General features: G+C 37.5%; 19 protein-coding genes and 1 tRNA gene. 5 read left to right on the plus strand and 15 right to left on the minus strand.

All coding sequences use genetic code 11. The features are described from left to right. Positions 1 to 5: 5 nt before the first annotated feature. Both B9T31_RS12010 and ndhC read right to left on the minus strand, forming a co-directional pair. On the minus strand, positions 6 to 683 hold the full coding sequence (locus B9T31_RS12010) for a NuoB/complex I 20 kDa subunit family protein (protein ID WP_086182184.1): 678 nt from the start codon (positions 681 to 683) through the stop codon (positions 6 to 8). A gap of 6 nt (positions 684 to 689) precedes the next feature. Further along, positions 690 to 1,235: an NADH-quinone oxidoreductase subunit A gene (gene ndhC / locus B9T31_RS12015; RefSeq protein WP_086182185.1), complete on the minus strand. Its 546-nt coding sequence runs from the start codon at positions 1,233 to 1,235 to the stop codon at positions 690 to 692. A 470-nt stretch (positions 1,236 to 1,705) separates the two neighbouring features. Here ndhC and B9T31_RS12020 point away from each other — a divergent pair, with 470 nt between their 5' ends. Beyond that, entirely contained in the window at positions 1,706 to 2,065 is a 360-nt protein-coding gene (locus B9T31_RS12020) for a hypothetical protein (RefSeq protein WP_086182186.1), read from the plus strand. A 38-nt stretch (positions 2,066 to 2,103) separates the two neighbouring features. Here the strand turns inward: B9T31_RS12020 and B9T31_RS12025 are convergent, their stop codons facing one another. Both B9T31_RS12025 and prpF read right to left on the minus strand, forming a co-directional pair. Next, positions 2,104 to 2,994: a polyprenyl synthetase family protein gene (locus B9T31_RS12025; RefSeq protein ID WP_416202540.1), complete on the minus strand. Its 891-nt coding sequence runs from the start codon at positions 2,992 to 2,994 to the stop codon at positions 2,104 to 2,106. Between the two features lie 296 nt (positions 2,995 to 3,290). Beyond that, positions 3,291 to 4,469, minus strand: coding sequence for a 2-methylaconitate cis-trans isomerase PrpF (gene prpF, locus B9T31_RS12030; protein ID WP_086182188.1), 1,179 nt, complete (start codon positions 4,467 to 4,469; stop codon positions 3,291 to 3,293). A gap of 318 nt (positions 4,470 to 4,787) precedes the next feature. Here prpF and B9T31_RS12035 point away from each other — a divergent pair, with 318 nt between their 5' ends. The 4 genes from B9T31_RS12035 (at position 4,788) to B9T31_RS12050 (ending at position 8,405) form a co-directional block, all read left to right on the plus strand. Then, positions 4,788 to 6,164: an amino acid permease gene (locus B9T31_RS12035; protein ID WP_086182189.1), complete on the plus strand. Its 1,377-nt coding sequence runs from the start codon at positions 4,788 to 4,790 to the stop codon at positions 6,162 to 6,164. Positions 6,165 to 6,227: 63 nt separating this feature from the next. Then, positions 6,228 to 6,303, plus strand: a tRNA-Arg gene (locus B9T31_RS12040). A gap of 166 nt (positions 6,304 to 6,469) precedes the next feature. Continuing rightward, the gene (locus B9T31_RS12045) at positions 6,470 to 7,684 is read left to right on the plus strand and encodes a tyrosine-type recombinase/integrase (protein ID WP_086182190.1); all 1,215 of its coding nucleotides are present in this window, start codon (positions 6,470 to 6,472) and stop codon (positions 7,682 to 7,684) included. Positions 7,685 to 7,706: 22 nt separating this feature from the next. Beyond that, positions 7,707 to 8,405: a hypothetical protein gene (locus B9T31_RS12050; protein ID WP_086182191.1), complete on the plus strand. Its 699-nt coding sequence runs from the start codon at positions 7,707 to 7,709 to the stop codon at positions 8,403 to 8,405. A gap of 108 nt (positions 8,406 to 8,513) precedes the next feature. On the opposite strand, the gene B9T31_RS12055 is transcribed toward B9T31_RS12050, so the two are convergent. From B9T31_RS12055 to B9T31_RS12105, 11 genes are all read right to left on the minus strand, one after another. Then, positions 8,514 to 9,026 carry a hypothetical protein gene (locus tag B9T31_RS12055; protein WP_086182192.1) on the minus strand — a complete coding sequence of 171 codons (513 nt, stop codon included), beginning with the start codon at positions 9,024 to 9,026 and terminating at the stop codon, positions 8,514 to 8,516. After that, positions 9,023 to 9,595, minus strand: a complete 573-nt coding sequence (locus tag B9T31_RS12060; RefSeq protein ID WP_086182193.1) for a lysozyme — start codon at positions 9,593 to 9,595, stop codon at positions 9,023 to 9,025. Before B9T31_RS12060 ends, B9T31_RS12055 begins: the two co-directional genes overlap by 4 nt. 2 nt (positions 9,596 to 9,597) lie before the next feature. Beyond that, positions 9,598 to 9,987, minus strand: a complete 390-nt coding sequence (locus tag B9T31_RS12065) for a hypothetical protein (protein ID WP_086182251.1) — start codon at positions 9,985 to 9,987, stop codon at positions 9,598 to 9,600. Between the two features lie 64 nt (positions 9,988 to 10,051). Then, a complete protein-coding gene (locus B9T31_RS12070) occupies positions 10,052 to 10,825 on the minus strand; it encodes a hypothetical protein (RefSeq protein ID WP_086182194.1) in 774 nt (257 codons plus the stop codon). Between the two features lie 18 nt (positions 10,826 to 10,843). After that, entirely contained in the window at positions 10,844 to 12,568 is a 1,725-nt protein-coding gene (locus B9T31_RS12075; RefSeq protein ID WP_086182195.1) for a M14 family metallopeptidase, read from the minus strand. A 55-nt stretch (positions 12,569 to 12,623) separates the two neighbouring features. After that, entirely contained in the window at positions 12,624 to 15,467 is a 2,844-nt protein-coding gene (locus B9T31_RS12080) for a host specificity factor TipJ family phage tail protein (RefSeq protein WP_086182196.1), read from the minus strand. Then, the gene (locus B9T31_RS12085; protein ID WP_086182197.1) at positions 15,464 to 15,784 is read right to left on the minus strand and encodes a hypothetical protein; all 321 of its coding nucleotides are present in this window, start codon (positions 15,782 to 15,784) and stop codon (positions 15,464 to 15,466) included. The genes B9T31_RS12080 and B9T31_RS12085 overlap by 4 nt, the downstream gene beginning before the upstream one ends. 197 nt (positions 15,785 to 15,981) lie before the next feature. Continuing rightward, positions 15,982 to 16,464: a DUF1833 family protein gene (locus B9T31_RS12090; RefSeq protein WP_086182198.1), complete on the minus strand. Its 483-nt coding sequence runs from the start codon at positions 16,462 to 16,464 to the stop codon at positions 15,982 to 15,984. Further along, on the minus strand, positions 16,464 to 16,940 hold the full coding sequence (locus tag B9T31_RS12095) for a hypothetical protein (RefSeq protein ID WP_086182199.1): 477 nt from the start codon (positions 16,938 to 16,940) through the stop codon (positions 16,464 to 16,466). Before B9T31_RS12095 ends, B9T31_RS12090 begins: the two co-directional genes overlap by 1 nt. Before the next feature lie 42 nt (positions 16,941 to 16,982). Next, positions 16,983 to 21,053: a tape measure protein gene (locus tag B9T31_RS12100; RefSeq protein ID WP_086182200.1), complete on the minus strand. Its 4,071-nt coding sequence runs from the start codon at positions 21,051 to 21,053 to the stop codon at positions 16,983 to 16,985. Positions 21,054 to 21,210: 157 nt separating this feature from the next. Then, on the minus strand, positions 21,211 to 21,672 hold the full coding sequence (locus tag B9T31_RS12105; protein ID WP_086182201.1) for a hypothetical protein: 462 nt from the start codon (positions 21,670 to 21,672) through the stop codon (positions 21,211 to 21,213). Positions 21,673 to 21,804 lie beyond the last annotated feature (132 nt).

The following is a 21,804-nucleotide window of genomic DNA, read 5'->3' on the forward strand; positions in this document are numbered from 1 at the left end:
TTAAATTATTTAATCTCATCCATAGAACGCAAGTTCTTCACAGCAATTCGCTGCTCTTTCTTACGATCACGTTCTGGCATCATCTTTGGCTTATATACAGGCTTAAGATCATCACCAATTACCGCTGAAAGTGGGCGGCGTTCTAATTGAATTTGGTCTTGTAATAACATTAATGCTTGAATTAATGCTTCTGGGCGTGGTGGACAACCTGGAACATATACGTCAACAGGAATGATTTTATCCACACCTTGTACAACCGAATAAATATCGTACATACCACCAGAGTTTGCACATGCACCCATGGAAATAACCCATTTAGGTTCTAGCATTTGCTCATACAAACGTTGAATGACTGGTGCCATTTTCATAAAACAAGTACCAGCAACAATCATCAAGTCAGCCTGACGTGGTGAAGCACGAATAACCTCAGCACCAAAACGTGATAAATCATGCACGCCTGTAAGTGTTGTCGCGTACTCAACGTAGCAACAAGATGTACCAAAGTTAAACGGCCAAACTGAGTTTTTACGTCCCCAGTTTACTGCTGTATGTGCTAAATCCTCTAAACGAGTCATAAACACATTCTTATTCACTTCTTCATCAAGCGGATCTATAACGATTTGACGCTCTTGAAGTGGATATTGATCAGCATCCGGATTCGCACGGGTTAATGTATATTTCATCCCGAGTTACCCCTTATCAGATGGTGCAGTCGTAGAATTTTTCACACGACCAGATGATTGAGCTGGGATTTGACCAGTAGGGTCGATCACCAATTCTTCAATCGAGTTAAAACGCGTAATTTCGGCAATATCCATATTTGGAGAACCGATTTTAGTTTTAATACCTGCCGCTTTACGCTTATCAGATGGAGACCAATTTAATCCTCCAGTCGATAATTCATAAATCAAACCAATCAATAAAACTAAAATAAATACTGCCGCTGTAGTAAATCCGACCCAACCTACTTCACGTACAGATGTTGACCATGCATATAAATACAATGCCTCTAAGTCAAACACCACAAAGAAAATTGCGACTAAATAAAATTTTGCAGAGAAGCGAATACGTGCTCCACCTGCACCCACTACACCGGACTCAAACTGCTCTTGCTTAGCACGACCCCATGACTTACCCCCAAGGAGTAACGGGACTGTGAGCATAAAGACGCATAAAAATGTAACGCCGATCACGAAGGCAATAATTGCCCATTCGTATGGAGTAATAGCACTCATGCGGGGATAACTCCTGGCAGGCCTATTTATTAACAAAGAATGTATGTATTGGCCTTCAAATACACCAAACACAAAATTAATCCCGCCAATTGTACCTGATTTCTGTTTTCACTTGCTAGTTTATAAGTCTTAGTCTTTCGGATGATTTTTTCAGCAATTTTATAAAAACTTGAGTTTTCGTCTCTCTATTTACCTTAAAATCGCTTTATTGAATTAAGAAGCAAATTACGATTACTTTTTTCTAATAACGCAATAGAATAAAATTCAATTTAAATATCATATTGTTACTTTTTATATGAATTTAATAGTGAAATAAACCTCAAAAAACATATTCGTATTCTTCATCTCAATATTTTTGTAAAATATTGTTTTAGTTAATTTTTACATCATTAATAAAAATAACATATTTATTTTTATTATATTTCTATGGTATTCCTATATAACACTCAATATAAATACGGGTTTCTTACATGAGTTTAGATTATACACACAAACCAAATTACTTTTTATATGCCCAATTAATTATTCGCCATATTGAGACTTACATTGAAAAACACCCAGATGTAGAAAATGCAATCTTTGATATGCGTGATATTTATGATCTTTTTCGCCAAGACAAGGCATCCATTACGACAAATCTTGATGGCATTTTAAATATTGCAGATGGATATACCGTTGAAACAATTGATGGTGACAAAAAATTAATTAGCAAATATGCAATTGATATTGAAAATAATGCGTTACTCATTGATTTTGATCCAGAAGCACTACAAAGCTTAAAAGATGGAAAATCAATCACTCCACCAGACGCAAGCACGATGGATTATTAAATGATTAGAAAAAGCATGTTCATACATGCTTTTTCTTTTTACTGTTTTCGATGTAATAAAAATAAAGCAATATTTTCTAATGCAACTGCTTTACCATCAAAAAAACTTAAGGCATTAAATGCTTCATCATGTAATTCTTTAACATATTGAATCGCATCATCTAAACCCATTAAAGCAGGATAAGTCGACTTTTCTACTAATTCATCTTTTCCAGCAGTTTTACCTAACTCTTCTGTACTAGCCGTTACATCCAAAATATCGTCTTGCACTTGAAATGCTAAACCAATGGCTTGAGCAAACTCTCTTAATTTTGGAATTGCAGGATTAACCCCTTCAAATACAGCAACTGCTGACATCATAATCGCTGCAGAAATCAAGGCTCCTGTTTTATTTTTATGAATTTTCTCTAAAGTAATCTGGTCTATGCACTTCCCTTCAGACTGAAGGTCTAACATTTGCCCACAAACCATCTTAGATGAAGCAGTCGCTAAAATTTGCATTTGCTTAACCACAATGGCTTGGTCGACAGCACCTGCTTGATCAAATAAGCGACTAGCAAGCACTTCAAAAGCCATTGATTGTAAAATATCTCCAGCCAACAATGCAGCTCTTTCACCAAAAGCAACATGACATGTTGGTTGTCCTCTACGTAATAAATCATTATCCATACAGGGTAAGTCATCATGAACCAATGAATAGCAATGAATAAGCTCAATTGCGACAGCAGCACGACGTACAGCAGCAAAATTGAGATTCGATTGTATTTCCGCAGTCGCATAACACAATGCTGGGCGTATACGCTTTCCTCCCAGCATAACTGCATGATGTACAGCCCCTTTTAATGGTTCAGGAAGAGAAAATGCATCTAAAGTCGTGAGTAAATCCTGTTGAATACGATTTTGTGCAGTAATAAGTTCATCTGTTTGCATATGAGTTAATGATGACACATTGGCCTCAATGGACGTTGCTATAGTTCAATAAAGTTAACTTTTCAAGCTAACACATCTGCGCACATTGTACCTTTTATTTTTTTGGGTTTCATTCTTATCAGCACTATTCAATTCAACCTAATCAAATATAATGCTTTTATACATTGATAAAAGCATGTTCTGATACGATCTCTACCACGTTTAAATGACTTTACTTTCGTCTAACATCTCAATTAAAAGTAAAAGCATTAACTAAATTCACCTTTAACCATTCATTCTATCTTTTATATTCAGCTCTAAAGTACAAATGGAATCCGTATCCACCCCTCCATTAAAATCCGAGCGCTGCGACTCATCAGTGCTTTTTTAACTTTCCATTGTTGATCTTCAAGTTCAGCATAAGCCCCCACTCTTAACGTGCCAGATGGATGTCCAAAATTCACGGTATCTTTTCGCCCACCACCTGCCACTAAATTGACCAACGTTCCTGGTATAGCCGCAGCTGTACCTATTGCTACTGCAGCAGTCCCCATCATTGCATGGTGGAGTTTCCCCATAGATAAAGCACGAACCAATAGATCTATCTCATGCATTGAAACCTGTTTACCACTGGAAGAGGTATAACTTTTTGGAGAAGAAACAAATGCAATTTTAGGTGTATGCTGACGATGCTTAATTTCAGATACATCTTGGATTAACCCCATTTTTTTTGCACCATATGCACGAATTAGTTCCATTCGTGCTAAAGCAACAGCATCATTATTCATCTCATCTTGCAATTCTGTCCCTAAATATCCTAATTCTTCTGCCTTTAAAAAAATAGTTGGAATACCTGCATTAATAAACGTTGCCTGAAATGAACCTATATCAGGTACATCTAATATATCAAGCACATTGCCTGTAGGAAACATCTTACCCGTATCATCAGCAGGGTCTAAAAATTCGAGCGGAATTTCTGCTGCTGGGAATGTCACACCATCTAATTCAAAATCACCCGTTTCTTGTATTTGTCCATTCACAATAGGAATATGCGCAATGATGGTTTTTTCAATATTTTTTTGCCATATATGTACAGTACAATAGCCATTTTCAGGAATCTTAATCGGATCAATAAGCCCCTGATGAATTGCAAATGCACCAACAGCAGCGGTTAAATTCCCGCAATTTCCACTCCAGTCAACAAAAGGCTGATCAATAGACACTTGACCAAATAAATAATCGATATCATGATTTTCTTTTGAGCTCTTAGAAACAATCACCGTTTTACTTGTACTTGATGTTGCCCCACCCATACCATCAATTTGTTTAGCATAAGGATCTGGACTACCTATTGCTCTTAATAAAATTTGATCACGAATTACACCTGGTTGCTGTGCAGCTTCAGGTAGATCATCTAATTTAAAAAATAAACCCTTACTTGTACCACCGCGCATATAAGTTGCCGCAATTTTTATTTGTGGAGCAAAAAAACTCATGGGTAAATCCTATTTTAAAGAGGTATTTTGATGACTTACGTTCTATTTTTAGCATACTGCTTTTTTTTACAGATTACTCAACGACTTGACTTAAGTATAAAAAAGAAGCTTTCTAATATTTTATTTTACGGCATTTTTACTAAGACCCAACCTTATTAAAAACTCACAACCAACTGATAAATATAAATTTAATAAAAGAAATAAACTTCAAACTGCTTTATAAATTTCATAAATTAATTTCATTTTTAACGGACTACTAGGCTATTACAAATCAATCTATTACAATCTCAATACATATTCATCGTCGGGCTGAAAAATTTGAATAAAAATACTGAACTTCAGCGTGGCTTAAAGAATCGTCATATCCAATTAATTGCCATGGGTGGTGCAATTGGTACAGGCTTATTTTTAGGTTCCGCTCATGTCATACAATCAGCAGGTCCTTCTATTATTTTAGGATATGCGATTGGTGGCTTTATTGTTTTTTTAATTATGCGTCAATTAGGTGAAATGATTGTACATGAACCCGTTGCTGGATCATTTAGTCATTTTGCTTATAAATATTGGGGAAAATTCCCAGGCTTTTTAACTGGCTGGAATTATTGGATCCTTTATATTTTAGTAGCCATGACCGAACTGACTGCTGTCGCTAAATATATTAACTGGTGGTGGCCACATATTCCTGCATGGTCTTCTGTGCTTTTCTTCTTTATTATCATTACAATTCTCAATCTTGGAAATGTAAAAATATACGGAGAGTCTGAGTTTTGGCTTTCTATCATCAAAGTGATTGCTGTAGTTTCTATGATTCTTTTCGGTTTGTATTTAATATTTACAGCCGATACCAATTCAACAGCTTCTTTTAGCAACCTTTGGAGTCATGGAGGATTCTTCCCCAATGGCTTTGATGGTCTATTTTACATGTTAGCCTTTTTGATGTTTGCTTTTGGTGGTATTGAACTGATTGGTATGGCTGCTGCTGAAGCAGAAAATCCTAAAAAGACCATTCCAAAAGCAATCAATCAAGTTGTATTTAGAATCCTCTTGTTCTATGTCGGTTCACTTGCTGTTCTATTGTCACTTGTACCTTGGAACCAGCTAGAATTGGGCGGCTTAGATAAAAGTCCATTCGTCATGATCTTTAGCCAATTAGGTATTAATTGGGCAGCTCACTTACTTAACTTTATTATTCTAACTGCTGCACTCTCTGTTTATAACAGTGGAATGTATGCCAATAGTCGAATGCTGTATAGTTTAGCCAAACAAGGAAATGCACCCAAAATCTTTGCAAAAACAAATAAGCAAGGGGTACCTATTCAGGCTGTTTTAATGTCTGCTTTACTGATTTTTGGTTGTGTTCTTCTTAACTATTTTGTGCCTGAAGAAGCTTTAAGTCATTTAATTTACATTGTAGTTGGTGCTTTAGTTTTAAACTGGGCAATGATTACATTGACTCATTTACAATTTAGACGTGCAAAACAAACATTAAAATTTGAAACCTCTTATCCTGCGCTATGGGCACCATTAAGTAATTATTTGGTTTTGGCTTTTATTGCTGTAGTTCTCTTCATTATGTGGACACAGGGCTTCCAAGAATCTGTCATCATGATTCCAATTTGGATTACCTTAATGTTGATTCTATTTGATCGTCTAAATCCAAAAGATTTAAGTGATCTGAAGCCTAAAGACGATTAATTTCATTAAAAAAGTTATTACTTCGGTAATAACTTTTTATTTTTATGCTAAGTTAACTCACATGCGCTTTTAGCTTAACTGGATAGAGCAGTTGCCTCCTAAGCGACCGACGTGGGTTCGAGTCCCGCAGAGCGCACCAATTTAGAATTAAACATCGTATAACATAGTATATCGACTACCCTCTAAGCATTGAAAAATAAACGCATTTGTAATTTAATAGTCTAAGATAGTTTAAGTTAATCCAGTGTTTATGACGGTATTTATAACGGTATCGTCAGGATACCGCTAAAAGTGATACCGCTAAAATGGCTAGAACCGTTGTACCTCTTAATGATACAAAGATAAAAAAGGCTAAATCCCAAGGCTCTAACATTAAGTTGTCAGACGGTGGGGGTTTGTATTTACTCATTGATAAAAACAATAATAAATTTTGGCGTTTTGACTATTATCGCCCCTACTCAAAAAAACGAAATACTATTAGTTTTGGTATTTATCCTGAAGTCTCACTTGCTGATGCGAGATCGAGGCGAGAAGATGCTAGATCTCTTTTAGCTCAAAATATCGATCCTCAAGAAGAAAAAAAACGCATAACTTTGGAACATGGTGATGCGCTAAAAAATACTTTTAAATTTGTTGCAAGTGAATGGCTGTCTAAGCAGAGTCTAGCCGAATCCACAATTAAGAAATCCAAAAGCTTATTTGATGTGATTTTTGAAAGTATTGGAAAAAAACCCATTAACAAAATTACACCTGTAGATGTTTTAAATATTTGTCGCATTTATGAAAGACAAGGAAAGTTTGAGACCGCAAAAAAAGTAAAGGTTAAATGTGGTCAGGTTTTAAGATATGGGGTTGCTACTGGATTGTGTGAAAGAGATGTAACTCAAGATTTAAGAGGTGCATTGACTACACCAGTTGTTGAGCATATGTCTGCAATTACAGACCCAAAAGAATTTGCACTTCTTTTAGCAGATATAGATCACTATGACGGTACATATATAACAAAAATTGCATTACAGCTTGCTCCTTTAGTTTTTGTTAGACCAGGAGAACTTCGACATGCAAAATGGTCAGATATCGATTTTGATGAAAAAATATGGGCCTACACCCCACCTAAGACAAAAAGTAAAACTGGGGTTGAATTAATTGTCCCGCTATCTACCCAAGTATTGATTTTATTTGAGAAAATTTACCCTGTAACAAGTAATCAAAGTGATTTTGTTTTTCCTGCAATGACATCAAGCTTAAAACCAATGTCTGAAAATACAATCAATCAAGCATTAAGGCGACTTGGTTATGAGAAGGAAAAAGTATCTGGACATGGTTTTAGGGCATCAGCACGAACTATGCTTGAAGAAGTTTTGCAGTTCCCTGTCGAGATTATTGAAATGCAATTAGGGCATCAAGTTAGAGACATGCATGGTCGGGCATATAACCGCACGAAGCACTTAAAAAAGCGAAGAGAAATGATGCAAGCATGGGCTAATTATTGTGACGAGTTAAAAAGCACGGTAAATTAAAAATAATGGGGTTTTGCAGATTATGAATGAAGAAGAAATCTCAATTAAAAAGAAAGTGTCTCAAGTAATTACTACAGCTATTGGTTGGATTTTATTATTAATTATTTCTGCCACATTATATTTTAAAAGCATTGGTAATTCAGGACCTTTGGTGGCAGCGTTGTCATTAGTTGGTAATTATGCAGGGGCTATAGCAACCTTAGCTGCTGCGTATATTGCATCTTTACTATTTAATGATTGGAGGAAAATGCATAGAGCTAATTACATATCCGCAACGTGTGAACGACTTAAAAACTCAATTTTAAGTATTGATAGCGAGATATATGATTTAAAAATAATATTGGATAGCACTGATTCTTTAAAGGGTGGATTGAGTATCGCATTAGTAAAGCCTGAACATTTGGATGAAATACGCAATATGATTCCCAGTATTAAAAGTTCTTGCAGGAAAATCACTCATGATATTCAGCACCTTGAATCGGATCTTCTATCACTTAAATACATATCCATGGAGGCATTTTTAAAAATCAATCCAATTTATACTGAACTTAACAAAGGTGTTGATAGTAAGTATAAAGAGATTTTAGTTAACCGAGGCACCTACGATCAATTCCAAATTCTAAGCAGATCTAAGTCTTTTATTTCGGTATCACATGAAGGAATTAGAAGTCTTCAAGATATAACACTTAAAGAGATTGATAAGCTAAACTCCCCCAATTAGGAAATCTCGATTAACGATTTTCTGATTTCACAAAGATTTAATATTAACAATAAATTAATTCAATTTGCAGCTGCTCATGTATTTCACGCAAGCAGCCTAATTTTTCTTTCAATTTTCAGGCCATGCTTCACTCAATCGATGTGCATCAGCTGCGTGTTTGTCAGCTTGTTCTGCCACGTATTGATATTGTCCGATGCACTCTTTGAGTACGTCACTATTGGTAGTGGTGTACTCAATAATGGTTTCTTTGGAAGCTGTAGACATACGACTTGTGGCTTTATCGATTTGCTTTGACATGCCATTAATAGCGGACTTAGCATGATTAACATCAATAATGATTTCTTGCATTTTCGCATTGTGATTTCTCTCTGCTTCTAAAAGTTTATCTGACCATTGTTTTTCTTTAGTTCTTGCTTCAGCTTTAGCTTGTTCGGTTAAGGCTTTAGTTTCGGCAACTTCTGTTTTGTATTGAGCATTCAGCAATGAGTAATTCGTCTTTAGACTTTGTACTCGCCAAGTCTGTGTACCACTGAAAATTGAAAGAATTAAAATTATGGCCAACAAAACTAAAATGATGATTTGGTAAAACTTATCTATAAATTGCTGAAGAGCTATTTTCATTTTAAAAATAACTCCTTCTCTTTAACACGACGATTCACTAATCCTTGTAATCGCTTGCCACCAGCATTGACCCATGCATCAAATTGATTCGCTGCACCTTGATAGTCACCAGTATTCAGTTTTTTAAGTAAGGTCGATTTCTCAAAAGCTCCCGATCCAATGTTATAAGTCAGTGAAACAAGCGCATCGAATTGGTTTTGATTGAGTGATACAGTGACAGCTTCATTTACAGCGTGTTCAAATTTCTTTAAATCATTCTGCATGAACTGTTTGGCTTGAGCTTCTGTACAAGTGTCACCTTTTTTAACTTTCTGGCCGTTCGGATAAATCGTGGTACCGAAACCGATGGTCCAAACACCTACACCATCGTCATAGGCTGTTAATCGCTTCCCTTCAAAACCACAGATAAGATTAATCCCGAAATCACTCACAGCCATTTGATCTTTAATACCGAGCATGTCATTTACAGCTTGCTGGTCAAAGGAAATTAATTTGTCCGTGGCATTGACCTGTTTTTGTGTGAGCTTGCCACCTGACATTTTACGAAGCTGATCGAATATATTTTGCATGATCATTCCCCTTGAATATCTTTTCTGGCTTTTTTAACTTCTTTAATGACTTCCACAATGGTTTTACCTTCCTGCCGATCAATAAAGTTAAATGTCCACCGCACAATTGCCCAACCTGGTAAACCGCAGACGAAAAAAAAGCCCCCAAGTGCGATCATTCCCCAAATATCAGTGACCCACTCATGCAACCCCCAACGAACAATGATGAATGCTCCACCACCTAGACTCGAAACGATGGTACAAATCAAACCTACCGCCCACTCTTGAGGTGAACGTGGAAATCTCATCATAATGACAACTGTTGCCACAAGTGCGATAGCAAGTGTGACTGCAAGCGCTGCGCCATAAAATTTTAAGAAGGCAGTAAGACTACCTGTAGAGACTGGTTCCATATTTTTCCTAATTTTTGGTAATAAAAAACCCCGATCTATGTCGGGGTATGAGGCTTGATGTGCATTAAGCTGTGATTTCATATTTATTCATAAAATATCTTTCAAGATCATTTAAATACTGCTTATTTTCGTCTAATGTTAAATCAATATTTAAGCCGCCCCACGCACCAAAGTCTGCATGCGCATTTCTCATCCAATCCCACTCTCCTTTCTTATAGCCTGCGATAAATGGGGTTTTGAGTGTAGAACTAAATGCGACTTCTTTTCCACTGAGTCGAATTGTTGTTCCGCGTTTCGTTGAAAAACTAAATATTGCAAGTTGTGGAGTTGGCTTATTTGCCATCGCATCGCCAACAGGTGCTTCATAGTAAAGAATACTACTCACTCCATTGATTGCATGCGGCTTTACACCGAGTGTACGGGTCGAAGCTGAAAGTATTAGATGTGGAGATGGTTCAGTCGTATCATTGATCGCACGAATCAATCTAAATTCATTTGTTGATACTGCTGGCTTCATCACAACAAAAAATGTCCAAGCATCAGGATTAATATCGTAATCACCATCAGTTACAACATACGTTGCACCGCTAATTCTTTTACTTAACCCACGCTGACCATTGTGAAACACTACAGGTGTATAGGTTGCACTTCGTAATCTAGAGTTAATGCCATTCGCCCGATTTAATATATCCATTGATTTGTCTGTGTAGAAATCAGCATCAAAAAATGCTTTGAACTCTGGAATATGGGCTAAGGCTTTCCCTGCTTCGCTAATTTCATACTTGCCTAAACTTGTAGTACCGACATTGACATTTGATAGTTTTTGAATCGTGATCATTTTTTATTTCCTGAATGGTTAAAAAGTTAATTCATATTTGTAAACTGCTGCGAGTGTTTTTCTCACAACATCTAATCCGTATTGACGCAATTTGTAGCGGTTAAATCCTGCCGTTTCGACAGGTGTTTCAAGCAAATAACCGCGCTTGTTGTAAAGCTCAATCCAATCTCGTGAGAGTGTGCCTGTATAATTGAGACCAACACGCATTAGTTTTTGATCTGAAAAAAGCTTGTATCGACGCATATCGCTATTAATTTCAATCGCTACATTTCTAATCACTTTCACAGTGTCTTGTCTTGATGCACCTAACCATCCAACCCCATTACCTGTGATATTCGGCCAGAAATTGTGAAAATCAACAAAGCATGTCGCATCTGGAAAAGTTACAGGCAAAGCTGATGCGATTTGTGCTTCCTTTTCTGATAGTGGCCCTGAACCTTGTTCACCAGGAAAAGCTCCCCACTTATACTCACCATTGCGATTTAAATTGACTTGATTGTGATTAAATCTTGTATGCGCATTTGTACCCGTCGGATTAATCACAGGTACAACTGTAATACGAGCGTTACTTAACAGACTTGCTTCCTGAATATCTTCTTTTCTTTCAAGAATTTCTTTTAAGAAAATATACATTTGGAGCATTGCATCTTTTTCATTACCATGAACACCAGTAGTAATAACAATGTGTTTAGGCTTAATCATTTCCTTAAGATCAAATGGAAGTTCTGAATCCATACCCATCTCGAACGGAATTGGCTTATACGTATATGCTTTAATAATATTCCCTAAAGCGTCGCTTCCTATCTCTTGTGATGACATTGATGCATACGTATTAACTAGCGCATCGTAAAGCGTATATAGACTAGCTGTATTTCCAATAAGTGTGCGTATAGGCAGGTTATACAAATCATCGGTGTAATCCTGCATTCGCTTAATAACACCAAAATCTGAATACAAATCTTTTGTGGTATTGAGTGGTTCTGGGTTTAATGCATTATTTTGAAGTTTTGAAAAGTCGATATCTTGTTGATCATCGTCATCACTTTTTTTATTTTCTCCAATAAGCAAATTAAACTGACTATCAACAACTGAAAAAGAAGGTTGATTTTGATCTCTAAAAAAATCTTTTAAAAATTGTTCATCTTCTTCATTTGCAAAAATGATATTTAGATGATGATCGACAATTAAAAAACTACTCAACTTTTCTTCTGAATGGAAATCCGACTTGAAGTTCTGCTGTAAAAAACCATCATCATCAAATGCAATTAAAATATTGCCTTCTGAATCTGTTTGTCGAAACGTCTTAGTCTCTTTCGATTTTTCTTGTGAATAAAAATCTACAGCTTGGATTTCATTAATTTTCTCTGTCGTTGTCGCTGATATATTTGTGATGGTTTCATTCGTTTTAGCAATCTCAGCATCAGAATGAGCAATAGCTAAATCCTTATCACTTGCCCCTGTATCATTCCACTTAGCACCATCCCATAACCAAACCTTCTTGGTTTCCATATCCTGTGCAAGACTGCCTTCAATACTTGGTTTGTATTTTTCAAGTGCAGCCTTATTAGCGAATCCACGCTTTAGACCATTATCCAGTAATGTTTGCTCAACACCAGGAGCGGTTAAATATTCAATCCCACGTCTTGTCTTTACTTTTTTCTTGCCATTGCCACTGACAAAATCATCAAGAGAATCTGCATCTTTATCAGCATTCTCAAGCTTCTCCATCGTAATAATCGCCATGCTTTTCCCCAGGCATAAAAAAGCACTCTTTCGAGTGCCTGATAAGGTTTAAATTTTAGATAAATGAATGATCTTTTTCGTAATAACGTGCATCGTAATTAATACAGGTCAGGTTATTTGTCAGCTCATCATTCGGGCTTAATTCAGTCAGTAGAAATGCTTGTTTTTTTGCATCTTGTTCCTCAACAATCAAATAAGTAGTCGTGATGTATCGATCCTCATCAACTACCAGTTGCTTCAATGGTGCACGACTTAAAATAACCTCATTTGAATTATTTCCCATCACACAGCTAATCATATCGACTGTGGCATTTTCCATCTGTAAGCATATGAAATATGCGGTCTTTGGTTTTAATTCAACATTTTGAGAGAGTGTTAGAGTCAAACCGTTTACTTCTTCAACTTGTCCATCTTGAGTTCTCAGCTTTCTATTATCAGCCACTAAAATACGATCATTTCTGATCAATAAATTAGATTCATCCAAAGCGATAAACTCACAACTGACATTTTGATACTGCAGTTTATTCCATTCTCGCCATGCCCTTGTTTTAGCAACAGCATGATTACGAATTCCTGATGTTGTAATCTTCATCGGATTACGTGCTGAGCCATCTTCGGGAATGGAATAAGTGGTGCGTATGTCATCATCAGGTGAGGTATATTCAATTTCTACACCGTCATAGTCTTTATTGATGCCGATATTAATCGTCCGTTTCTCACTACCCGGTACCTTATTGCGGTGATTAAACAACAAGACAGAATGATCTTGTGGCCCTTCAAACTTCCAACGAAGTTTATTGCCATAACGGTGTGTTTCACAAAAACATGCCGAAGCAATCATGCCTGCCTGTTCTTCAAAACTCAGATTGTCATCATCAAAGGTGTAATTAAATTCTGTTGCAGCATCCGACCCAAAATAGTTTTTAACCTTTTGAATTTCAGCTTTGATCTGAACAATATCAAGCTCAGACGCAGAACGCCGACCAATGTATTGATCTAATGCCATGTTAATTAGGGCTTGTCCTGCATCACGTGTTGCAACATACGCCCCTGTTCCATCCACACGAAGTCTACGTGTGACCAAGCAATTCAACTTTCGATCTTTGACGGACAAAGCACCATCCGTTGCCGTGGTTTTTAATCGAACTACAGTAACATCGGGATAATTACGCTTCTGTGAAGCATAGGTGGCATATACACTCTTAATCTTCACTTCTGTAACAGGTTGGTTATTTTCCTTGGCATAGGTCTTAGCAAGACGAAATCGAAAGCTTCCTTTATCTGGTAAGGTGTAACGATAAGTGCGACCAAAACTTGATTTGGTTTGAGCCCATATGCTCCAGTCATGATTAATGATTGGCCCATAAGGTCTTTTATTCTCATCTAGCATTTGAATTTGTACTGTGACGGTACAACCTGCTTGACGCTCACCACCTGAATCTGTTGTTGCATACATGCCTTGTGGCGCATAAACATTAAAAACTGCTTGTGTTGCTTGCTCAAATTCAAGGTTAAACCACCCCACCCACTTGTTGGCCACAATCTCAAGTTCAACATTGGTTGACTTACCTTGAGTGCTACCATTAAACATGTTTGGTAATTTCAACCATTCCGTATTGACGGTACTGGCATTCGCTAAAGTAATCTGTGTTGTACTAATAGCACTGATTGAATAGATCCCATCTAAAGTCATTGAATCTGCATTCAAATTCAGGGTAATCCCTGCATTGACTGTTTGATCCTCTACAACATCATTCCAATTAAAGTTCACTTGCTTAGCATTCACCAGTTGGATCGTATAGGTGTAAATATCTTGGCTCAATGTGCGTGTGACCCGACTTACTTCATACTGTCCAGAGACATCACGAAATAAACGATCTTTCACAACTGTTGTTGATTCTCCTGTTTCGGGATCAACCGTGGTTTCTTCAACGATATATTCAAATGAGGCACCATTGAGTAGTAATCCTTTATATCCTGCAAAGGCTTCAATATCTAACTGGCTTTGAACAATCACTTGAAAGCTCGGTGTTAATACTGCGGTACCTGATAAAACTGCATCATTAATCCCAAAGCCTGCGCCTGTAATCGCGATACCATCACCCACCTTAAACGACTGAGAGAAATCGATATTTGCTGTATTTCGAATCACACCACCTGTCATGAAATAGAGGGCCTTCGATTCAAGACTTAAATCATTTGGCTTGACCAAAGACTGTCCATTAATGGCATCTGATTTTCTGACAGCGCGAGGTGCTGAAGTAAATGCGTTACCTGTTCGATAAATTGTTTCATTGCCTGTAATGGATTTATTTGGATCATAGATACTGACCGATGTGCCTTCAATCCCTTCAATGGCTGTATCACCATCTTTACAGTTGTGGATTTGATAATAGCCACGACCAATGACCATTAAACACTCTTCAATTTCAATCCCATTTTCATAATAAGTATAGATTTCAGCAATTAAGTCAGGGAAAGACAACACCGTTCCAAAGATATCTGCTATACGACTTCTTACACGTGCTTTATTAGTCCGACTTGCTAACTCATTATTCGATGAACCCATGCTTGAATTGGCATTCGGCTTTGGCATCGTGGCAATCATATAAACACTATATGCTGCCATGACTGCGGTAACCACCCAAAATACCACTTGCAACCAAGTCGGATGAACCACCACCCAAATCACACCCTCTAGCTGATTTAACCGCTCAACATCTTCTTTAGTCCTTGGGGTAACATCATTGTCTTGCGTTGGATTTTCACCATGGTGTATGCGAATGCCAGGTGTAAATTCTTCAAAACTCCATGCGATATAAGCATGCACATTATCAACATAAGCTTCAATCTGAGTCTCTTTACCCTTGAATTGCTCTATGATGATGACTTTTTTCATGTGTAAAATCTCACTTCCCTAAAGTGCATCGCCACCACTTCAAGCGGTACGAATTGCACACCTCTTGAGGTTAAATGCAAAAGTTTGTTGCAATAAAAAAGCCCCACATGTGTAGGGCTTGTATCGCTATTTTTAAAATAGACAATGCACGGCGAAATAGGTTCTTCTAATCGTTTAAATCGACCTTTACCGCTTAACACTTTATAAATTCGCTTACTTAAATCCTTGCCTGTAATCTGTTTCCATGCTTCACACGCAAATTCATTACAGGTGTAATCTCTGGACCATGTACGATCTAATAAATTATCGATACTCATTTACTACCTATTTCACATAAAAGTTACAATAGAGAATCATTAAGTATAGATTTCATAGAATACTTTACAATTCACGTTAAATTATCTGCTATTCGTTTACAAAAACTGGGAATATCATGAAAATCTAGTCTTAATTCACCTTGTTTCTTAAGACACACCTCGTTACGAGTCTCCACAACAACGAGGTTTTTTTATGCCTAAATCCCCCTAAGTAACGGATAATCTTCAAAGGTAAACAGCCGACCAGTTTTAATAGCGTTTAATTCAGGTGCTTGTGCTTCAAACGTCACCAATCCAGTGCTATCCCCTGAAATCGTTGCGATTTCTAAGGTTTGTATTTCGTTCATAGGTGCGGATAAATCATCATCTCGATACATCTTAAATACCAGTTTAGGTTTCACACGCGAACTGGTCGATAGAAGAATATTATCAATGGCATCCGAGAATTCATCTTCCATATCTGCCAAGGTGATTGATAAACGCTGTTCTAAATCATTGGTAACATTGGCACGTTTAATTGACATTGGTTGATATTGATAAACATCTTTACCAATTTTTACCCCATCCTCATCATTTCGAACATACCGAAAGGTTTTAGTGAAACTTGGATGAGATATTTCGATGCATTCAAGCTGAACCACGCCACCTGAGCTGTTTAAAAAGAATGAGGTGTAATCCATTAGAGTTTTCCTACAGCGTTCGGCAAACTTTCATTAACCAGTGTTTCCAGTGGGTTTGTAAGATCGTTTAGATCCACACCTTCGCTACCTGCATTAACAATTGAATTATCTAAACTTGGATCAATATTTAACGGCTTCACACGAAATTCAGCAGTAACGGTATAAACCCCTGCTTCTTTACTGGTGAGCCTTGGACTACCTGAAAAATAACACTGATAATCTTCAACAACAGGACTATCGATACACAGCTTTGCCAAGAACCGCTGACTTGGGTTTCTAACCCATACTCGATAAAAAGCCATTAAATATTGATAGCCTTCTTCTTGAACCACCCACTGCACGGATGCGGTGTGATAACTACCTTTCAATGCACGGCGATATCTTGGCGCACCACCATCTAACTCTTGTGAAATAACACCATCACCCAATTGGGCTGAATAGCCCGACTGGGTGGAGCAATAAAGTAATTTATGCATAACTTGCACCCATTAAAAAAACCACCCGAAGGTGGTTTATATTTATCCGAGTCTCTTTCGAGTATCGAAGTTTCGAGACACTTGCTTGGATTCAAAAGAACCTGCCTGACCTAGATTTCCCCAAGACTCTTTAAGCATCTGCTTAACCTGTGGAATCGTGACATACAAATTACCATCGGCTCCTCGTTCTGCAGTAGTACCTTCAGGTGCATTATTGATGATCACTTTTAATGCAAAACTTTCATCTCCTGATCTACTTACCGCATCAGCAACACCAGAACCCACACGGCGTGTATCCTTAGTTGAGACTAAACCACCATCTGAATAGCCCGATGGTCTAGATGTCCGCATGGCTTCGACAACACTCACACCACCCCAACGTTTGATATCGTCCTGCGACCAGACAACCTCACCTCTATGCACGATACCAGCAGGATCAAACTTGCCGCCTACACCAGTAAACCCTCCATTAAAATAGCCTTCCTTACGACCAGAAACCGTCATAGTGACTGCTTTAATGTTAGATAAAATACTGGCTGTTTCAGCAGCAACAATTGCAACTGCACCAAGATTTGTTGGGAACGGCAACGACATGGCATTTGCGATACCTTGCTGGATCGCTAACATAGATTGAGCGATTGCAAAGCCTTTTTGTACAGCAAACATCGCTTTATAGGCAGCCGATTGCTCACCAAAAATTGTGGCCATACTGTCTGTAACCGATCCAGCAATACGTTCACCATAATTTAATTGAAGCTGAAGCTTAGCTTTTTGATAATCCTCCTCAATTTGAAGAAGATCTCTTTTAGCCTGTTCCTCAGTGATTAAATTGTACTTAATGCTCTCTTCAATAGTTTTTTGGGCATCTTCTTTTGCAAAGTCCAATTGAAGAAACTCACTCGATCCATCTTGTTGAGCTTTCATACTTCGATATTCATTATGAACATTTCTACGCTTAGTCTCATAGTCGTTATCTTCAGCACGATATGAAGCATTCAATAATTTACTTCGTTGCTCTGGATCTTTTGTTTTAGCAATTTCTAAGCGTTCGAGTCTATATCGCTCTTGCATGATATCAACCTCATGCATATAAGCCTGTTGGATCTGAAATAAACGCTGTTCAGTTGCCAAAGCCAAATAAGCCTGTTCTTGCAGTAATTGCTGATTAAGAAGATCAACCGCTTTACTACGTTCACCTTTAGTCAATTCCAAATCACGACTTGCAGCAAATTTCTTCTGTGCAAAACTCTTTTCAAGTAATTCAGCTTCTGACTTTTGGAAATCCTCATAATCATCGAGTTTGGTTTTTAAAGCATATTTTGCAATGGCGATATCATTATCAGCACGCTCTTTGTATCGAGCAATGAGTTTTCCCTCTTCTTCAGTTGAGAATCCAGCTTTACGAATGTCTTTAATATCTTCTGCAAGTTGAGTTTCAATTCGAGTCTTTTCAGCTGCAACTGCAAGTGTTAATTGCAATTGATTTCTCGCAGCATCCTCAGCTTGTTTCTCAATATCCTGATTAGCCTTAAGTGTTCCCTCGCTCGCTCCTCCTTTAACTTTAGACATCATGGATGGTGCTTGATGTAAAAGCTTTAATACAACACCATCTTCAAAGGTCACAGTGCTGTAATAGCCACCACCTTTAGAATCGTAAGCTGTCTTAACATCCTTCACCGCGACATTCGTTGTGATTGGTGTTCCTACTGGCATCGCAAAATCAATTCCCTTATGAAAAGAAGAAGCCCCTTTTGTTGGGGCTTTTCGTTGTCCATAATCCGAACTGACTCGATACGATGATAAGGATTTTCCTCCTGCCTGTAATCTTGCCAAATGTTCTTTAGATACCTTTTGCCCATCACGTGATCCACCGTAACGGACATCCAGATGAGCACCTGTACCAATGCCAGAGTTTCCAGAAATCCCGATCAAGCGTTTTGAGATACTTACCTGCTCTTTTAACTCTTTGGTTCTGTCCCTTTCAGCTTTATTCCTGCCCTCAATGACATTTTTATTTTTTTGCTCAATTGCATGAACTCGAAGTGCTTCTTGTGCCAATTCATTGGTGAATTTCACATTATTCTTTCGAGCCCATTTCGCAGCCTCTAAAATAACTTTGATCTGCTCTTCAGTGGCATTCTTCGCTAATAATTGCCTCGTAAAAACAGCATCAAATTCTTGATCATACAATGATGCCCGAAAGTCCTTCTGAGCTTGTGTAGCAGCTTTTGTGGCTTTTTCATGTTCAGTCATGCTTTTACTGCCAACATCCACGCCCACAGCACCAATTTGAGCATCACGTCCTGCCAATACAGCTTCTTTTCCAAAGAGGCTTAATTTCTCTTTAGAGTTTTTAGCTTCATTCGCAAATTTAATAAACTGAGGAATATTTTCCTTTAATGCATTGTAAATATCTTTACTAATGCGCAGTTCATTGAACTTCTTTAATGCCTCCGTCATGCTGATTGTGCCACTTTGTGCATCCTCAACCACTTGAACAACTTCTTTATTTCCTGCATATAAACGCTTAATTGCAGTAAGTTGAATATTTATCTGAGTACTTGATTCTGCTAACGCTTCATTTTGACGCTTAAATGAAGCTGTCATATCCTCTATCGCATTGTCTTTTTCAATCCCTTTAAGCGCTAATAACTCCTCTTTCGCCTTTTTAGCAACAGATGCTTGCTCTTCCAATTTTTTGTTGGCTTGGGCAATCCGACTTTGCATATACATATAGCCAGCAGCTAAAGCAGCAACACCAATTGTTAATACGCCAACACCACCACCGACTAAATTGAATAATCTGGAACCTATTGCTTGGCTTGTATTCAATGCATTTTGAGCTGCAGTCTGTGCAGTCGTTGCGATGGTTGTTTGTTTCATTGCAAGGTTATGAGCAATCTCAGCCTGTGTTAAACGTATCGTTGCAGCTGCTCTTTCATTGCGTGTGGTTGCAGAATTATATTCAGCACGGGCAAGATTAACCTCTGTTGCAGCCAAGGCAGTCACTTGGCGTGTGCGTTGCACCTCTACTGCAGATAAACGAACTTGCGATTCTAACTCAGCAATCGTAGCGTTTCGTTTATTGATGCTTGCCAATATAGATGCTCTAACTGCAAGCGTTTGTGTTGCAATAACCTTGGTTAAATAAGCAACACCACCCAACATGGCCACATTGGAAACGGTATCTAAATTATCAGCCAGCGTACCGAGTGCTGCTGCCAACATCCCTGTTGCACTGGTCGATTCATTTGCTTTACCTAAATATTCAGTTACGGCGTTAGATAACTTTTGCATCCCATCCGCAAATGAGTTTTCCATATTATTGGCCAAAGCTTCATTTGCATCCTTGGTCTGAATGAGTGTTTTAATCAATTCAGTTAAAGATATTTTTCCTGTAGCACCTAGTTGTCTAATTTCAGATTCAGAACGCCCTGTCGTTTTTGCCATATCTGCAATGACATTATCCGCACCCGTAACAATTGAGATCCATGCATCTGCATCGACTTTACCTTTTGCCATCGATTTAGATAACGCATCCATTGCAGATTGAGCTTGATCTGCACGAGTAGCATTCGCGGTAAAGGCAAATGATAGTGAATCTGTCATATCCAGTGTTTGAGCTGTGCTATAACCCAATGACTTCATTCCACCTGACATCGACAAGTAAACCTCCTGTGCCTCTGAGAGCGCACGAAAGGTTGTATTTGCGGTAGACAACAAGCGGTCTTGAACTAAGTTATATTCTTGCGTACTTGTGGTTGCATTTCGGATACGCGCAGCCGTTTGTGTATAACCGTCTGCCATAGAAATCGCTTTACTAATGGTTAGATAACCAGCTACATACTTCGCCAGTTGCATCACAGCAGAACCATTCTTATTAAGTTGTGATTCTTGCTGTGCTAAATCCTTGGTGGTTTTAGAAGTGGATTCACCTAGTGATTTCGCTGACTCGCCTGTTGTTTTTAACTCTTTGCCTAGGGCAGCAGATGAAGTGCTTGATTTATTACCTTTTTCATATAATTTATCAAGTTCTTGGTTTAAAAGCTCAGCATTACGCTTAGCTTGCTCTGAGCTAATCTCAACAACTAAACGACTTTTCTGTTCTGTCATTTCGCTTTCCTTTAGACGTAAAAAAGCGCCTAAAGGGCGCTATTAGTTTAAACTATTTTTAAATTTTCCAAATAAATCGATAAGCCAGTTCATGTACAACATCCACAGACTTTTTGGAATTATTAGCTACAAAAAAAGTCTTACGAAGTAGGTGTAATTATATGATTTCAGAATCACTTAAATTCTTACAAATATTTAAATTAATCCTAAACCTGTCATTTACACCATTTATTCTCCAATTACCATATATTAAAGCTTGCACATTGATTCCAGCGTTATCCGATAAATTGTTTAACTTTAATAACTTTATGAATTTAATAGCATCATCATCTAATAAGTATCCGAGCTTTAGATCATTTACCAAAACCATTACTGCATATTGTTGATCGAAGTCCCTGATCAAAAATGCTGTAACAATCTGTTCTATAGAGTTATTTATTTTAGGACCAATAAGTTGAATAAAAGATTCTTGATAGATTTTCCCGCCATTGATTTCATGCTGAAATTTATTTTTCTTAATATGTCTAAATTTTCCAGATAACTTAAACTTTTCATTTGAGTTAACCATGAAAAAAAATGTTATTCCTATAACAAATACAACAAAAAATAATAACCACATAAAGCCCTCCTTATATAAAGTGATGGACTTCACCCAGTGTAACACTTAAATCCGTATATAGAAGAACATTAATAATACAAGATATGTGGTTAATAATTCCCCCAAAATAATCATTCTAAATATTAAAATAAA

The sequence above is a fragment of the Acinetobacter sp. ANC 4558 genome (assembly GCF_002135375.1).
In the GTDB taxonomy this organism is placed as follows: Bacteria; Pseudomonadota; Gammaproteobacteria; order Pseudomonadales; family Moraxellaceae; genus Acinetobacter.

Coding starts and splice junctions, on each gene's coding strand:
- prpF (WP_086182188.1), bottom strand. CDS start 4,469: ATGAGTTTTTTTGCTCCACAAATAAAAATTGCGGCAACTTATATGCGC.
- B9T31_RS12020 (WP_086182186.1), top strand. CDS start 1,706: ATGAGTTTAGATTATACACACAAACCAAATTACTTTTTATATGCCCAA.
- B9T31_RS12065 (WP_086182251.1), bottom strand. CDS start 9,987: ATGGAACCAGTCTCTACAGGTAGTCTTACTGCCTTCTTAAAATTTTAT.
- B9T31_RS12050 (WP_086182191.1), top strand. CDS start 7,707: ATGAATGAAGAAGAAATCTCAATTAAAAAGAAAGTGTCTCAAGTAATT.
- B9T31_RS12080 (WP_086182196.1), bottom strand. CDS start 15,467: ATGAAAAAAGTCATCATCATAGAGCAATTCAAGGGTAAAGAGACTCAG.
- B9T31_RS12105 (WP_086182201.1), bottom strand. CDS start 21,672: ATGTGGTTATTATTTTTTGTTGTATTTGTTATAGGAATAACATTTTTT.
- B9T31_RS12045 (WP_086182190.1), top strand. CDS start 6,470: ATGGCTAGAACCGTTGTACCTCTTAATGATACAAAGATAAAAAAGGCT.
- ndhC (WP_086182185.1), bottom strand. CDS start 1,235: ATGAGTGCTATTACTCCATACGAATGGGCAATTATTGCCTTCGTGATC.
- B9T31_RS12100 (WP_086182200.1), bottom strand. CDS start 21,053: ATGACAGAACAGAAAAGTCGTTTAGTTGTTGAGATTAGCTCAGAGCAA.
- B9T31_RS12025 (WP_416202540.1), bottom strand. CDS start 2,994: ATGCAAACAGATGAACTTATTACTGCACAAAATCGTATTCAACAGGAT.
- B9T31_RS12085 (WP_086182197.1), bottom strand. CDS start 15,784: ATGAGTATCGATAATTTATTAGATCGTACATGGTCCAGAGATTACACC.
- B9T31_RS12095 (WP_086182199.1), bottom strand. CDS start 16,940: ATGCATAAATTACTTTATTGCTCCACCCAGTCGGGCTATTCAGCCCAA.
- B9T31_RS12010 (WP_086182184.1), bottom strand. CDS start 683: ATGAAATATACATTAACCCGTGCGAATCCGGATGCTGATCAATATCCA.
- B9T31_RS12090 (WP_086182198.1), bottom strand. CDS start 16,464: ATGGATTACACCTCATTCTTTTTAAACAGCTCAGGTGGCGTGGTTCAG.
- B9T31_RS12055 (WP_086182192.1), bottom strand. CDS start 9,026: ATGAAAATAGCTCTTCAGCAATTTATAGATAAGTTTTACCAAATCATC.
- B9T31_RS12060 (WP_086182193.1), bottom strand. CDS start 9,595: ATGCAAAATATATTCGATCAGCTTCGTAAAATGTCAGGTGGCAAGCTC.
- B9T31_RS12075 (WP_086182195.1), bottom strand. CDS start 12,568: ATGGCGATTATTACGATGGAGAAGCTTGAGAATGCTGATAAAGATGCA.
- B9T31_RS12070 (WP_086182194.1), bottom strand. CDS start 10,825: ATGATCACGATTCAAAAACTATCAAATGTCAATGTCGGTACTACAAGT.